This is a genomic window from Pseudomonas sp. FFPRI_1, assembly GCF_055384485.1.
Genome location: NZ_AP029168.1, coordinates 6,517,301 through 6,529,523, shown reverse-complemented (window position 1 = coordinate 6,529,523; position 12,223 = coordinate 6,517,301). Strand labels below are relative to the sequence as shown.

14 protein-coding genes, 1 pseudogene and 1 riboswitch are annotated in these 12,223 nt (G+C 62.1%); of the genes and pseudogenes, 7 read left to right on the top strand and 8 right to left on the bottom strand.

Annotated elements, in window-relative coordinates; translation table 11 throughout:
• Nucleotides 1-23: 23 nt before the first annotated feature.
• The gene (locus ACZ5BO_RS29200; protein WP_025129408.1) at nucleotides 24-311 is read left to right on the top strand and encodes a PA4642 family protein; all 288 of its coding nucleotides are present in this window, start codon (nucleotides 24-26) and stop codon (nucleotides 309-311) included.
• Nucleotides 312-377: 66 nt separating this feature from the next.
• Here ACZ5BO_RS29200 and mqo read toward each other — a convergent pair whose 3' ends face one another.
• Nucleotides 378-1,889, bottom strand: a complete 1,512-nt coding sequence (gene mqo / locus ACZ5BO_RS29195; RefSeq protein ID WP_464697204.1) for a malate dehydrogenase (quinone) — start codon at nucleotides 1,887-1,889, stop codon at nucleotides 378-380.
• A 737-nt stretch (nucleotides 1,890-2,626) separates the two neighbouring features.
• Nucleotides 2,627-2,860, bottom strand: a complete 234-nt coding sequence (locus ACZ5BO_RS29190) for a hypothetical protein (protein WP_025129410.1) — start codon at nucleotides 2,858-2,860, stop codon at nucleotides 2,627-2,629.
• A gap of 206 nt (nucleotides 2,861-3,066) precedes the next feature.
• On the opposite strand from ACZ5BO_RS29190, the gene ACZ5BO_RS29185 reads away from it, so the two are divergent.
• The gene (locus ACZ5BO_RS29185; RefSeq protein WP_464697203.1) at nucleotides 3,067-3,651 is read left to right on the top strand and encodes a YajG family lipoprotein; all 585 of its coding nucleotides are present in this window, start codon (nucleotides 3,067-3,069) and stop codon (nucleotides 3,649-3,651) included.
• 101 nt (nucleotides 3,652-3,752) lie between these two features.
• Here ACZ5BO_RS29185 and ACZ5BO_RS29180 read toward each other — a convergent pair whose 3' ends face one another.
• Nucleotides 3,753-3,959, bottom strand: coding sequence for a hypothetical protein (locus tag ACZ5BO_RS29180; RefSeq protein WP_170001500.1), 207 nt, complete (start codon nucleotides 3,957-3,959; stop codon nucleotides 3,753-3,755).
• 190 nt (nucleotides 3,960-4,149) lie between these two features.
• Here ACZ5BO_RS29180 and ACZ5BO_RS29175 point away from each other — a divergent pair, with 190 nt between their 5' ends.
• Complete coding sequence (locus ACZ5BO_RS29175) at nucleotides 4,150-4,437, top strand: hypothetical protein (RefSeq protein WP_025129413.1); 288 nt, start codon at nucleotides 4,150-4,152, stop codon at nucleotides 4,435-4,437.
• Nucleotides 4,438-4,503: 66 nt separating this feature from the next.
• On the opposite strand, the gene ACZ5BO_RS29170 is transcribed toward ACZ5BO_RS29175, so the two are convergent.
• Nucleotides 4,504-5,670: a 1-acyl-sn-glycerol-3-phosphate acyltransferase gene (locus ACZ5BO_RS29170; protein WP_043274592.1), complete on the bottom strand. Its 1,167-nt coding sequence runs from the start codon at nucleotides 5,668-5,670 to the stop codon at nucleotides 4,504-4,506.
• A gap of 140 nt (nucleotides 5,671-5,810) precedes the next feature.
• On the opposite strand from ACZ5BO_RS29170, the gene ACZ5BO_RS29165 reads away from it, so the two are divergent.
• Genes ACZ5BO_RS29165 through ACZ5BO_RS29155 form a run of 3 tightly spaced genes read left to right on the top strand, consistent with a single transcriptional unit; the run spans nucleotide 5,811 to nucleotide 6,924 of the window.
• Nucleotides 5,811-5,993 carry a CPXCG motif-containing cysteine-rich protein gene (locus tag ACZ5BO_RS29165; RefSeq protein ID WP_025129415.1) on the top strand — a complete coding sequence of 61 codons (183 nt, stop codon included), beginning with the start codon at nucleotides 5,811-5,813 and terminating at the stop codon, nucleotides 5,991-5,993.
• Between the two features lie 14 nt (nucleotides 5,994-6,007).
• Nucleotides 6,008-6,268 (top strand): putative signal transducing protein, encoded by a 261-nt coding sequence (locus ACZ5BO_RS29160; RefSeq protein ID WP_025129416.1) that lies wholly within the window; start codon nucleotides 6,008-6,010, stop codon nucleotides 6,266-6,268.
• A gap of 35 nt (nucleotides 6,269-6,303) precedes the next feature.
• The gene (locus ACZ5BO_RS29155) at nucleotides 6,304-6,924 is read left to right on the top strand and encodes an SOS response-associated peptidase (RefSeq protein WP_025129417.1); all 621 of its coding nucleotides are present in this window, start codon (nucleotides 6,304-6,306) and stop codon (nucleotides 6,922-6,924) included.
• A 128-nt stretch (nucleotides 6,925-7,052) separates the two neighbouring features.
• Here the strand turns inward: ACZ5BO_RS29155 and ACZ5BO_RS29150 are convergent, their stop codons facing one another.
• Both ACZ5BO_RS29150 and ACZ5BO_RS29145 read right to left on the bottom strand, forming a co-directional pair.
• Complete coding sequence (locus tag ACZ5BO_RS29150; protein WP_370059449.1) at nucleotides 7,053-7,796, bottom strand: methyl-accepting chemotaxis protein; 744 nt, start codon at nucleotides 7,794-7,796, stop codon at nucleotides 7,053-7,055.
• Between the two features lie 111 nt (nucleotides 7,797-7,907).
• A pseudogene (locus ACZ5BO_RS29145) lies at nucleotides 7,908-8,105 on the bottom strand (HAMP domain-containing protein); the annotation flags it as partial.
• Between the two features lie 1,361 nt (nucleotides 8,106-9,466).
• On the opposite strand from ACZ5BO_RS29145, the gene ACZ5BO_RS29140 reads away from it, so the two are divergent.
• Nucleotides 9,467-10,285, top strand: a complete 819-nt coding sequence (locus ACZ5BO_RS29140) for a M48 family metallopeptidase (RefSeq protein WP_025129419.1) — start codon at nucleotides 9,467-9,469, stop codon at nucleotides 10,283-10,285.
• Nucleotides 10,286-10,370: 85 nt separating this feature from the next.
• Here ACZ5BO_RS29140 and ACZ5BO_RS29135 read toward each other — a convergent pair whose 3' ends face one another.
• A complete protein-coding gene (locus tag ACZ5BO_RS29135) occupies nucleotides 10,371-10,955 on the bottom strand; it encodes a TMEM165/GDT1 family protein (protein ID WP_025129420.1) in 585 nt (194 codons plus the stop codon).
• A gap of 91 nt (nucleotides 10,956-11,046) precedes the next feature.
• Nucleotides 11,047-11,170, bottom strand: a riboswitch (yybP-ykoY riboswitch).
• Between the two features lie 51 nt (nucleotides 11,171-11,221).
• Nucleotides 11,222-12,220, bottom strand: a complete 999-nt coding sequence (locus ACZ5BO_RS29130; protein ID WP_464697201.1) for a methyltransferase — start codon at nucleotides 12,218-12,220, stop codon at nucleotides 11,222-11,224.
• Between the last annotated feature and the right edge of the window lie 3 nt (nucleotides 12,221-12,223).

The window sequence follows — 12,223 nt, the reverse complement described above, 5'->3', positions numbered from 1 at the left end:
ATGTCTGCGAGCTGGAGTCGGCAATGCGTAAAGATAAGAAACAAGTGATTGGTGACGAGATCGCCGATGAGCAGATCAAGTTGTTCCTCGATTTCGAGCCGGTCGACGCGACTTCGCCGTCCCTGCACAAACTGATCAAGGCCTACCGTGGCCTGCGCATCGATGACTTCGAACGTTTCCTGACCTTCTTCGTCGCTGCCGGTCTCGACCTGGACGGCAAGGATGAACAGGGCCAGACCTTCGTCGACCTGATCCGCGATCAGCGCAACGCCGCCGACTACATCGAGCTGATGGACAACGCCCGCGGCTGATTCACTCGCAGGCATAAAAAAACGCCCCGTCCTTTGCAGGACGGGGCGTTTTTCATTCACGGCAGATCAGGCGCAGGTTTCGGTTTCCTTTCTTGGCTCGACCAGCTCCAGGCACAGGTTGTTTTCGCTGTTGATCTGGTGGTACAGCGCGGCGTCGGTTTCCAGGATCTTTTCCCGGGCCGGGAAAATTTCCTTGAGCTTGGCAGCCCACTCGCCGCTGGCCTTGGCCGGGAAGCAACGTTCGATCAGGTCGAGCATGATCGAGACGGTCACCGAAGCGCCTGGCGAGGCGCCGAGCAGGGCGGCCAGAGAGCCGTCCTTGGCCGCCACCAGTTCGGTGCCGAACTGCAGGATGCCGCCTTTCTTCGGGTCTTTCTTGATGATCTGCACCCGTTGCCCGGCCACTTCCAGGCGCCAGTCCTCGGCCTTGGCCTCGGGGTAGAAGCGGCGCAGGGATTCCAGGCGCTGCTCCATGGACTGCATGACTTCGCTGACCAGGTACTTGGTCAGGTCCATGTTGTCTCGGGCCACGGCCAGCATCGGGCCGATGTTGCCGGCGCGAACCGACATTGGCAGGTCGAGGAACGAACCGTGCTTGAGGAACTTGGTGGTGAACCCGGCATAAGGCCCGAACAGCAGGGACTTCTTGCCTTCGACCACGCGGGTGTCCAGGTGCGGCACGGACATCGGTGGCGAGCCCACGGCCGCCTGGCTGTAGACCTTGGCCTGGTGCTGCTTGACCACTTCCGGGTTGTCGCAACGCAGCCACTGGCCACTGACCGGGAAGCCGCCGAAGCCCTTGCTTTCTTCGATGCCCGAGGCCTGCAGCAGCGGCAGGGCCGCGCCACCGGCACCGAGGAACACGAACTTGGCGTCGACTTCACGGCTGTTGCCGCTGTTGACGTCCTTGATGCTCACGGTCCAGCCGTTGGCCTTGTTGCGCTTGAGGCCGGTGACACGCTTGCAGTACTTGACCTGGGCATCGGGAGCGCTGGTCAGGTGCTTGAGCAACTGATTGGTCAGGGCGCCGAAGTTGACGTCGGTGCCATTGAGCACGCGGGTGGCGGCGATGGTTTCGTCCGCTGGGCGGCCCGGCATCATCAGCGGCATCCACTCGGCCATCTTGGCCTTGTCTTCGGTGTATTCCATGTCCGCGAAAGCGTGGTGCTGGCTCAGCACTTCAAAGCGCTTCTTGAGGAAGGACACGCCTTTGTCGCCCTGCACGAAGCTCAGGTGCGGCACTGGGCTGATGAAGGACTTGGACGAGCCGAACGTGCCTTTCTTGGTCAGGTAGGACCAGAACTGCTTCGACACCTCGAACTGGGTGTTGATGTGCACGGCTTTCTTGATGTCGATGCTGCCATCGGCGGCCTGCGGCGTGTAGTTCAGCTCACAGAGGCCGGCGTGGCCGGTACCGGCGTTGTTCCACGGGTTGGAACTCTCCGCGGCACCCGAATCCATCAGCTCGACGACTTCCAGCTTGATTGCGGGGTCGAGCTCTTTGAGCAGTACAGCCAGGGTGGCACTCATGATGCCTGCCCCAACCAATACCACGTCGACTGCTTCGTTATGCGCCATTAACGCGTCTCCAAAATCTGCAGCACCAAATTGACGGCATGGCTGCCAGGAGTGATGGGGCGGTTCACGTGATGCCCCAGGTTACCCATGGCCAGGATCGCCATGTCCGAATCTTCGCAATTTTTTGCAACTACTACGGACGCTGCCAACCGGGCCTCAAGGTGCGTATGAACGCATCTCGGGGAGCCCCGGGCAATTCGACTTATGGTCGATACATCCGTTCGTGCAACCAAATCCGTCAGCGGACAGGCATCAAGCGCATGTATCTGAGGCGTGCTCGGTCCTGTGTAATCGGGCTGTTGTAGAGGTCAATGGTGCCAGTTCAGACGCAAAACTATTCATTTGCTCGCCACACTCTTGTGAAGTTGTGAAAACCCGTTTTTTCACGCTCTTTTGAAGACGTGAACCTCAAAAAAGGGCTGCCTCGGCCTGGCACCTGGCCCGAGCGGTGATGCCGGCATGACGGCATGCAGGCACAACGGGCGAACAGTTTCAGTGTCCGAGCAATGGCAGCTCTGCAGATGCGCGAAAAGTGGAGGTTTGCAAGGTGGACAGCAAGCACGCCAGCTTCACTCGATCTGTGTGGGCGGCTCTCTGTGGGCGGTGCGGGGTGCCAAAGCAGTGGCGTTGGCGGTACTGCGAGGCCCGATCAGGAGACGTCCTTATAATCGGGGGGAGATTGTAACGAAGAAATGCGCAGAAATGATCCTGTTTCGCGACTTTTATTAGGCTTTTGGTCAGGTGGCCAGTATCGGTTGCACCCTGGGCAGTGCGCAGGTCGGACTGACACGGGCATTGGCAGGCAGCGCCTGGTGCAACCAGTTCAGGCGAATTTCCTCTATTTCCACCCAGCCATCCCCCACCGGCGGCAGCGGGCTGTGCTTGAAGGCCTGGCAGCGGCCCTGGCTGTCGAGCAGGGCGAAGCTGCGAAATGGCTGACGCGGGGCGAACAGGGAGCGAAGGAAGTTCATGGCCAGGCACCTGGTTGTATCAATGACGATAAGGATCTCTTCGGGCCGTTACATCATGATGTATTGCGAGTGAACGGCAGGTTACAGGAACCCGCTTGTACGGGACCTGTCTGAGTCGTGACTAAGTCCTGCCTGATGCTGGTTTGCCGCCGGTGTGCACCGCTATACTGCGGGCCGGTTTGTGCCTGATTCCTGGAGAGATGAGCATGTTGCAACGCCTGTTGTTCGGTTTGATCACTGTGACCAGCCTGTCGCTGGTGGGTTGCGCCCACAGTCCGCAACAACTCAGCCCGGAGCCGAAGCTCACGACCCAGCTGGCGCCTGTGGGGCACGGGCAGCCGGTGGTGGTGAAAGTGGTTGATGGCCGCCCATCGCCGACCCTGGGGACCCGCGGTGGCCTGTACCCGGAAACCAGCGCGATCACCGTGCAAAGCGCGCAAATCCTGCCCAAGCTGCAGGCCCAGGCCGAAGCAGCGGTACGCTTGCTGGGCTTCACCCCGACGGCCGCGGGTGGCAACGCTCCGCAGTTGACCGTAACCCTGGCCGAGCTCAAGTACCAGTCGCCCAAGGAAGGCCTGTACGTGACCGAGGCGACCATCGGCGCGACCTTCCGCTCCGATGTGCAGAACGCCAACCGTCGCTACAGTGGCCGTTACGGCGCCTCCCTGGACCAGCGTTTCGGCATGGCGCCTAACCAGGACACCAATACCAAGCTGGTGAGTGACGTACTCAGCGATGCGCTGACCCGTCTGTTCAAGGACCCGACCGTCGGTCAGATCCTCGGCGAATAAGCCCAGGCCTGGGAGGAGGCGCCAGGGTTGACCGGCGTTGCGCCCAGCCACTAAAAAGCCCGGCTCGCTGATGGGCGGCCGGGCTTTTTCATGGCTGCGTTTCAGGCCGCCTCGACGTAGAGGTCCAGGATGCTGACCCCCGTCAGCAGATCGGTCTCCGGCAGGTCCGCGTGCTGATGCCCGCCCAGGGCGCAATACACCAGCCAATGCCGGTCCTGAACGTTGAAGGCCAGAGCGCCCACCAGCGCCTGCTGTTCCTCGCTGGGGGCGATCAGGTAGAGGCGATCCTGGTTTTCTGCGTGCAGCATGACAAGCTCCGTGGGGCATCGAGGGGCGACAGACTGTCCTGTTTAGATGACGAAAGGATGACGTTCTAAATTAATGGACCGGCGCCTCGTTACTGGTCGGAAAGGCCCGCGTGATTTTCCGCGGATTGAGTAGAATCCGCGCCGCGGGTGCACTCGATGGCCCGACTACAGGTTTCACTCGAGGTTCATGATGTCGCTGCAACTGATCTGGTCGATGTTCAACGCCCACCCCGCCAAACTGATCAATCTTCTCGCCTTGCTGCTCGCCTGTCCGGGCAGTTGGCTGCTGCACGCCACCCGCCGTCGTGAGCGCCGGGCCCTGGCCAACCTGGCGCTGCAAAGCGAAGGTCGGGCAATGGATCAGCCTCTGCTGATGCTCGATCCGGCCACCCTGCGCATCAATCGGTTCTTCTACCGCTTTGGCTTTGCCTGCCTGGGGCTGGCGTTGCTGGTGTCCTGGATCAGCACGCGTTTCTGATCCCGTCCCGTACGACAGATATGACAACGGCGCCCGAAGGCGCCGTTGTGCTAGGTGCTGCTGCCGTTACAGGGGCAGGCCGGCCTTGACCCGGTACTGATTGCGTACCGGATTGGCATATTGCAGCACCAGGTAGGGGCGATGCTCCGCTGGGCAGGCGTCCAGCCGGCGTTGCCACTCTTCCTTGGCCTTGGCCAGTTCTTGCGCCGGGAATACTTGGGCTGCGGTCGGCACCTGCAGTTGCGGGTCGGCGGCGTCCCACTGGGCATACGCCAGGTAGTGCACCGGGAACAGCCGATAACCGCCGAGAATCTGCCGGTCCATTTCCACGGCCAACTGCTTGGTGTCCTCGAACAGTTCGCTGATGGGGGCGGCGAAGTTCACGTGGACCCGACCCTTGTACCCGGTGATGCCCTTGGCGATGCTCACGTCATCCTCCCCTGGCGCCTTGGTGTAGCTGCCGGTGGTGGCGCGGATGTACAGCTCCCGGGCCTTGGCCTGGTCGCAGGGGTCGTATTCGTAGCTGATGGACACCGGAGTCAGGTTCAGCGACTGGATGACTTCGCCGAAGGGCTCGTCCTTGCGGCTCATGTGGAACATCTTGAGGATCGCCGACTCGGTGCGATCGTCGCCATCCTTGGCCCGGCCTTCGGCCTGGGCAATCCAGATCGACTGGACGTCGTTGCGGATCGAATGGTTGATATAGGCCGAAAGCAGTTGATAGGCCGCGAGCTTTTCCCGTCGACCGCTGATGGAGCGGTGGACGATGAAACTCTTGTTCAGGCGCATCAGGTCGCTGACGAACGGCTTCTGCAGCAGGTTGTCGCCGATGGCGATGCGTGGCGTCGGCAGGCCGGCGTGGTACACCGCATAGTTGACGAAGGCGGGGTCCATGACGATGTCGCGGTGGTTGGCCAGGAACAAATAGGCGGTCCCCGACTTGAATTGCTCGACGCCGGTGTAGGTCACGCCGTCGGTGGCCCGCTCGATGGTGTGATCGACATAGAACTCGACCTTGTCCTGCAGCGTGGCCACCGAAGTCACTCCGGCGAACTCGCGGCGCAGGCGATGGGCAATCAGGGGTTTGAGCAGCCAGCCCAGGGTGTTGGCAAAACGCGGGAAGCGGAAGTGGGTGAGGATATCTAGAAACGCCTTGTCGCTGAGCAGCCGGGCCAGCACCGCTGGTACTTCGCTGTCGTGGTAAGGTCGGATGGCATCGAATTCGCCCATCATGCTCTCTTGTTAGAAACGGCTAGGGTAAGAAAAGGTTCGGATCGAAAAAAGGCCGGGCACGGTCTGAAAAATCAGCTCAAACAAAAAAAGCCCTGCAAATAGACCGGCGATTATACGCATAAGTCACTCTGGAGACGGCGATGCTGGAAACCGACCATTACCAATGCCCTTACTGCGGCGAACAGGCGGAAGCCGTGCTCGACCTGTCCGCCGGCGATCAGACCTATATCGAAGACTGCCCGGTGTGCTGCCGGCCCATTGTGTTCCACCTGCAAACCGATGGTCAGGAATGGATGCTCGACGTTCGCAGTGAAAACGACTGAGGGGAGCGGCCTTTATGCAGCGCATCTACGAGCCGGAAAACCTGATGGAAGGCGAGTTGCTCCAGAGCATGCTGGCCAGTGAGGGCATCGAGGCCCACCTGCAGGGGCGCGACCTGCTGGGTGGGGCAGGGGAGTTGCCGTTGTTCGGGCTGTTGGGACTGTCGGTGGAAAATCACCAGGCGCAACAGGCGCGGGAGCTGATCGCTGCGTACAATGCCGCCCTGCCGTTACCCTTTGAAGAACCGGACAGTTTTGCCGGGGTGCTGGTCTGTTAGGCTGAGCGCCGATTTGCCGAGAGTTGTATTGCCCCATGTGTGGACGTTATGCGCTGTTTCGCTGGAACCCCGCGTTTGCGGCCTTGCCGGGATTTCCCGCGGACCAGCAGGCGCAGTGGAATATCTCGCCCAATGATTCGGTGCTGATCCAGCGCGCGGAGCACGGCCAGCGGACTTTGGCCCGGGCCCGCTGGGGCCTGACCCCGCCCTGGTTGACGGACCTGTCGCGCACCCCCGCCCATGCCCGGGCGGAAACCCTGGCCGAGCAGCCGATGTTTCGCCAGGCGTTCCGTGAGCGCCGCTGCCTGTTGCCGGCCAATGGTTTCTACGAGTGGCGCGGCGGTAGCCGCAAGCGGCCTTACTGGCTGACGCCAGGAGAAGGGGCATCGATCTTCTTTGCGGCGATCTGGGAGGCCTATCCGGTGCAAGAGCAGGTCTGGTTGAGCACCGCGGTGGTGACCCAGGCCGCATCGAACCTGCGGCGCCCGCTGATTCTCGATGCCGCTGCCCAGGACATCTGGCTCGACCCCGAGACACCCCTGCACGCACTGCAAGCCCTGCTGGCCAGTCCACCTGCCACCTTGCGTGAGCGGGTGCTGGCCAATCTGGTGAACGATCCCAAGCTCAACGGTCCCGAGTGCCTGACCCCCGCCTGAAGCATCAACGGCAGGAGCTGGCTGCAGGAGCTGGCTGTAGGAGCTGGCTTGCCAGCGAAGAGGCCCTCTGGTTTCCTGCCCAGGCCAAGATCGCTTTCGCCGGCAAGCCGGCTCCTACAGCTCCTTGATTACACCTTGAACTGATTGATCAGGCGCCGTTGCTGCTCCGCCAGCTTGGTCAGCCCGGCGCTGGCCGCGCTGGACTCATCCGCTCCGCCGGCCACCTCGTTGGCCACCTGGCCGATATTGATCACGTTGCGGTTGATGTCCTCGGCCACCGCGCTCTGTTCCTCGGCGGCACTGGCGATCTGGGTATTCATGTCATTGATCACCGACACCGCCTGGGTGATGGTTTCCAGGGCCTGGGCTGCCTTGGCCGCGTGTTCCACACTCTGGTCGGTCTTGTGCTGGCTGTCCTCCATGACCCGCACCACTTCCCGGGTGCCCTGTTGCAACTGCTGGATCATCGACTGGATTTCTTCGGTGGCCTGCTGGGTTTTCTGCGCCAGGTTGCGCACCTCGTCAGCGACTACGGCGAAGCCCCGACCTTGCTCGCCGGCCCGAGCGGCTTCGATTGCCGCGTTGAGGGCCAGCAGGTTGGTCTGCTCGGCGATGCCGCGAATGGCAATGAGGATGGCGTTGATGTTCTCGCTGTCCTTGGCGAGTGTCTGCACCACGCCCACCGCACGGCCGATTTCCTCGGCCAGGGCGCCAATGGCGCTGGAGGTGTCGCGCACGATCTGCATGCCCTGGCTCGCAGCCTGGTCGGCATGGCTGGCCGCTTGCGCGGCCTGGGTCGCGTTGCGTGCCACGTCCTGGGCGGTGGCGGTCATCTCGTGGACCGCGGTAGCCACCTGGTCGATTTCCACCATCTGCTTGTGCACGCCCTGGTTGGTGCGGATGGCAATGTCGGCGGTGTGTTCCGAGGAGTCGCTGACGCTCTGTACCGAGGTCACCACCTGGCTGATCATCGCCTGCAGCTTGGCCAGGAAGGTGTTGAAGCCCTTGGCGATGGAGCCCAGTTCATCGGCACGGTCACTGCTCAGGCGCCGGGTCAGGTCGCCTTCGCCCTGGGCGATATCGTCGAGCATGGCCACCATCTGCCGCAGTGGCCGGGCAATGCCGTGCCCCACCAGCCAGATCACCAGCAGGCCGATGCCGGCGATCACCAGGCCGACCATGGCCATGCCGAAGGTGTCAGCCTTGCGCTGCTCGGCCAGATCGCTCTGCAATTTGTTCAAGTCGGCCATCACCGCGTTCAGCGGCAACTGCAGCATCAGGGTCCAGTGCGCATCGGTCTGGCCGATGCCGAAGGGCAGGTACAGGCTGATGATGTCGTCGGCCTGATCGACGTCATAGGTCACTTCGCCGCGCTTGAGGCTGGACAGTTTGGCGACGGTGTCGCTGTTGAGCACGTCGCTGACTTTTTCGCCGAACTTGCTCGAATCCTTGGTGTAGGCCACCAGGCGACCATTGCCGCCGATCAGGGCCATTTCTCCGGCGCCGCTGTAGAGCTTCTGATTGGCCGCCACCAGCATGTCCTGGATGAAGTTCACCGAGAGGTCGGCACCGACGATGCCCTGGAACTTGCCGTCGAGCAGGATGGGCTGAATAAAGGAGGCGAGCATCACCACCTTGTCGCCGACCTTGTAGGGCGCCGGGTCGATCACGCAGGGCTTGAGGCTTTCCTTGGAGCACAGGTAGTACTCGCTGGCTCGCACGCCGGTGGACAGAACCGTCTGGTCGTTGACGTCGGCCAGCTTGTCCAGGCCCAGGCTGGCGTCCTGGTTGCGGAACCACCAGGGCAGGAAGCGGCCGTTGGCCGCATCGATACCGACCACCGAAGTGCCGATGTAGGCGGCGTCGTTGTGGTCGATGGCATTGGGTTCCCAGCCGATGTAGGCGCCGAGGATCTTCGGGTTCTGGGTGACGTTTTCCTTGATCAGGGCGATCACCTGCTCACGGCTCAGGTTCAGCTGCGCCTGGCCGCGGGAGTCCTGGCTGCCCATCAGGGCGTTGACTCGCACCAGGCCGCCGGCAATCAGCAATGGCGCTTCCAGTTCCCGCTGGATCTGGCTGACCTGGGTCTGGGCCAGGCCGCTCAGGCGCTGTTCGATGACTTGCTCGAACTGGGTCTGGGTCCGTTGTTGCACCATTTCCTGGGTCCTGGCCCCGGAGAACAGGGCATACAGCACCAGGGCTGCAACCACGCTGAGGACGATGGCTCCGGCCAGTGCGGCCACAGAAAACTGGATCGACTTGAACTTCATAGAGGCTCCGGCGCAGGAATTTAGGTCTGCCGAGCTGTATCGGCCGCCGCCACGCTGGCCATTAGCCTTGATTGGAAAAATGACTGTTTTGCAGAGGTGGATGTCGCTATTGGCGAGGGGAGGGGCTGGTCGCGGGCGGGTTGCAGGCGGATATGAATTTTTTGCTGCAGGGCGGGTGTGTATCCCAATTGCGACCAATAGTCCGTTTTGCATCTGGCGCGGATACAGTTCCGCCCTTAGGATACGCGCCACGTTTTCAGGGAGGTTTCATGATGAAGAAGTCGTTGGTTGTTTGTGCATTGAGTGCAGCAGTACTGCTCAGCGGTTGTGAAACGGTCAATACCACCAGCGGTGGCGTAGTGGGTGTGGATCGCAAGCAGTCCATGTTCAGCATGGTGTCCAGCGCTGAAGTCAATCAGTCCTACGCTCAGTCCTACCAGGAGACCCTGGGTGAGGCCAGCAGCCAGGGCGTCCTGGACAAGACCAGCGCCAATGCCAAGCGCCTGCAGGTCATTGCCAATCGCCTGATCGCCCAGGCACCGACCTTCCGTCCCGACTGCGCGCAGTGGAAATGGGAAGTCAACCTGATCAAGAGCGACGAGCTCAACGCCAACTGCGGTCCTGGCGGCAAGATCATTTTCTACTCCGGCCTGATCGAGAAGCTGAAGCTGACCGATGATGAAATCGCTGCGGTCATGGGGCATGAAATTGCCCACGCCCTGCGTGAGCATGGTCGTGAGGCGATGTCCAAGCAGTACGCCGTGGGTGCCGGCAAACAGATCGCGACCCTGTTCGGCGTGCCGCAAGAGACCGTTGCCCTGGGCGACAACGGGGTCAACCTGTTGATGACCCTGCCCAACAGCCGCGAGAACGAAAACGAAGCGGACCTGATCGGTCTGGAACTGGCCGCCCGTGCCGGTTACAACCCGAACGCGGCCATCAGCCTGTGGAACAAGATGGGCCAGGCTGCAGGAGGTTCCGCACCGCCCGAGTTCATGAGCACTCACCCGGCTTCCACCAGCCGTATCGCCTCCTTGCAGGCGGCGATCCCCAAGGTGATGCCGTTGTATGAGGCGGCCAAGAAGTCTTGATCCCTTCGCGTCATTGTCAATGACGCTTTCGCCGGCCAGCCGGCTCCTACGGGTTGCGTAGGGGGCCGCTGGCCGGCGTTTTCATTTACAGCCAGCCGCTGCTCTGCATGGCCTTGTACACCGCCACCACGGCGAGGATCACAAAGGCCGATGCCGCCAGGCGACGAATCAGGGTCAGGGGCAGTTTGTCTGCCGCGAAGTTGCCAGCCAGGACCACCGGTACGTTGGCGATCAGCATGCCCAGGGTGGTGCCGATGATCACCAGCCACAGGTCCGGATACTGCGCGGCCAGCATCACCGTGGCGACCTGGGTCTTGTCACCGATTTCCGCCAGGAAGAAGGCGATCAGGGTGGTCAGGAAGGGGCCGAACTTGCGGGCGGTAGTGGCTTCGTCGTCATCCATTTTGTCCGGAACCAGGGTCCACAGCGCAGTGGCGGTGAAGCTGGCGGCGAGAATCCAATGCAGGGTCGCGTCCGAGAAGAAGCTGCCAAACCAGGCACCTACCGCGCCAGCGGCCGCATGGTTGGCCAGGGTCGCGGCGACGATGCCGGCGATGATTGGCCAGGGTTTGCGAAAGCGCGCGGCAAGAATCAGGGCAAGCAGTTGCGTCTTGTCGCCGATTTCGGCCAAGGCAACGATTGCGGTGGGAACGAGTAGGGAGTCCAGCATCATCAGGGTTTTCCTAAGGGGCGGGTCGACACGGCTATGACACGTACAGCCTTCCCGCCCCGGGTAAGGTGTGCGTGTCATAGGTCTTGTCAAACCCTGCGGTCCGTCTGTGCGGACTCTTGGGTCGCATGCGCCATGGTCTGTTGACCAAGTATGTTGACGCATGCCGGACGAGCGTGGCGCTCGTGGGAGACTACTCCCCTAGGACGGAGCGGATTCTGCCTAGGCAAAATCCTTTCGGCAAGCCTTGTTTGTGAAAAAGCCTGTCAGCCGCGCTTGGCCCGATAAATCCGGAAGCCCTGGCCTTCGGCCTTGATCGCGCAGGGGCCGAGGTGCTCTTCGATCAGCGGCTGGTAGCGCAGGAAACTGTTGGCGACTACCCGGAGTTCGCCACCTTTTAACAGGTGTTTGGCTGCTTTTCGCAGCAAGTTTTCCGTGGCTTGGTAGTCGGTGTGGACCCCGGTATGGAAGGGTGGATTGGTCAGGATGCCGTTCAGGCCCATGGGCGCGGCGTCGATGCCGTCACCAGTCAGCACCTCGGCTTCCAGACCGTTGGCAGCCAGGGTCAGGCGGCTGCTGGCGGCGGCGAAGGCATCGACATCCAGCAAGGTCACGGTGTTGTGCGGGTAGCGGCGTTTCACGGTGGCCCCCAGCACTCCAGCGCCGCAGCCGAAGTCCAGCACATGACCGTCGGGCAGATGGTCCAGGTGCTCCAGCAACAGCGCGGTGCCACGATCCAGGCGTCCGTGGCTGAACACCCCGGGCAGGCTGATGACCTTCAACGGCCCTTCGGCCAGGGGCAACTCATACTCCTGGGCCAGGCTTTCCAGAGGCACCGCTTCGGGGGCGCTGGCCACGGTGACCTGCCACAACTGGCAGTGCCGCGCGCTGTCGAGCTTGCGCGGTTTGCCGAAGGGATTGAGTTGCTTGGCGGCGCTTTCCACGCCACTGCGTTTTTCCCCGACCAGGTACAGCACGCGGCCGGCCAGGCGCGAGGCCAGGGCGTTGAGCAGGTAGTCGGTAAGGTCCTTGGACTTGGGCAGGAACAGCACTGCACTGTCGAAGGCGTGCGCCGGAGCGTTCACCCCAAAATGGCTGCGTCCGGGAAAGCGTGCTTCCAGGGCCGCCTGGTCACCGGCGTGCCAGCTCCAGCCCCGGGCATTGGGCAGGCGGCCGAGCAAGTCGTCCGCGGCCAGGCCGGCCAGCAACAGTGAGCCTTGAAACAATTCAGCCTGGCGTAGCAGCACTTCACTGCGTGTGTCCATGAT

Bases quoted from the DNA above. Each gene is read 5' to 3' on its own strand.
- ACZ5BO_RS29200 (WP_025129408.1), top strand. From the start codon at position 24: ATGCGTAAAGATAAGAAACAAGTGATTGGTGACGAGATCGCCGATGAG.
- mqo (WP_464697204.1), bottom strand. From the start codon at position 1,889: ATGGCGCATAACGAAGCAGTCGACGTGGTATTGGTTGGGGCAGGCATC.
- ACZ5BO_RS29190 (WP_025129410.1), bottom strand. From the start codon at position 2,860: ATGAACTTCCTTCGCTCCCTGTTCGCCCCGCGTCAGCCATTTCGCAGC.
- ACZ5BO_RS29185 (WP_464697203.1), top strand. From the start codon at position 3,067: ATGTTGCAACGCCTGTTGTTCGGTTTGATCACTGTGACCAGCCTGTCG.
- ACZ5BO_RS29180 (WP_170001500.1), bottom strand. From the start codon at position 3,959: ATGCTGCACGCAGAAAACCAGGATCGCCTCTACCTGATCGCCCCCAGC.
- ACZ5BO_RS29175 (WP_025129413.1), top strand. From the start codon at position 4,150: ATGTCGCTGCAACTGATCTGGTCGATGTTCAACGCCCACCCCGCCAAA.
- ACZ5BO_RS29170 (WP_043274592.1), bottom strand. From the start codon at position 5,670: ATGATGGGCGAATTCGATGCCATCCGACCTTACCACGACAGCGAAGTA.
- ACZ5BO_RS29165 (WP_025129415.1), top strand. From the start codon at position 5,811: ATGCTGGAAACCGACCATTACCAATGCCCTTACTGCGGCGAACAGGCG.
- ACZ5BO_RS29160 (WP_025129416.1), top strand. From the start codon at position 6,008: ATGCAGCGCATCTACGAGCCGGAAAACCTGATGGAAGGCGAGTTGCTC.
- ACZ5BO_RS29155 (WP_025129417.1), top strand. From the start codon at position 6,304: ATGTGTGGACGTTATGCGCTGTTTCGCTGGAACCCCGCGTTTGCGGCC.
- ACZ5BO_RS29150 (WP_370059449.1), bottom strand. From the start codon at position 7,796: ATGGTGGAAATCGACCAGGTGGCTACCGCGGTCCACGAGATGACCGCC.
- ACZ5BO_RS29140 (WP_025129419.1), top strand. From the start codon at position 9,467: ATGAAGAAGTCGTTGGTTGTTTGTGCATTGAGTGCAGCAGTACTGCTC.
- ACZ5BO_RS29135 (WP_025129420.1), bottom strand. From the start codon at position 10,955: ATGCTGGACTCCCTACTCGTTCCCACCGCAATCGTTGCCTTGGCCGAA.
- ACZ5BO_RS29130 (WP_464697201.1), bottom strand. From the start codon at position 12,220: ATGGACACACGCAGTGAAGTGCTGCTACGCCAGGCTGAATTGTTTCAA.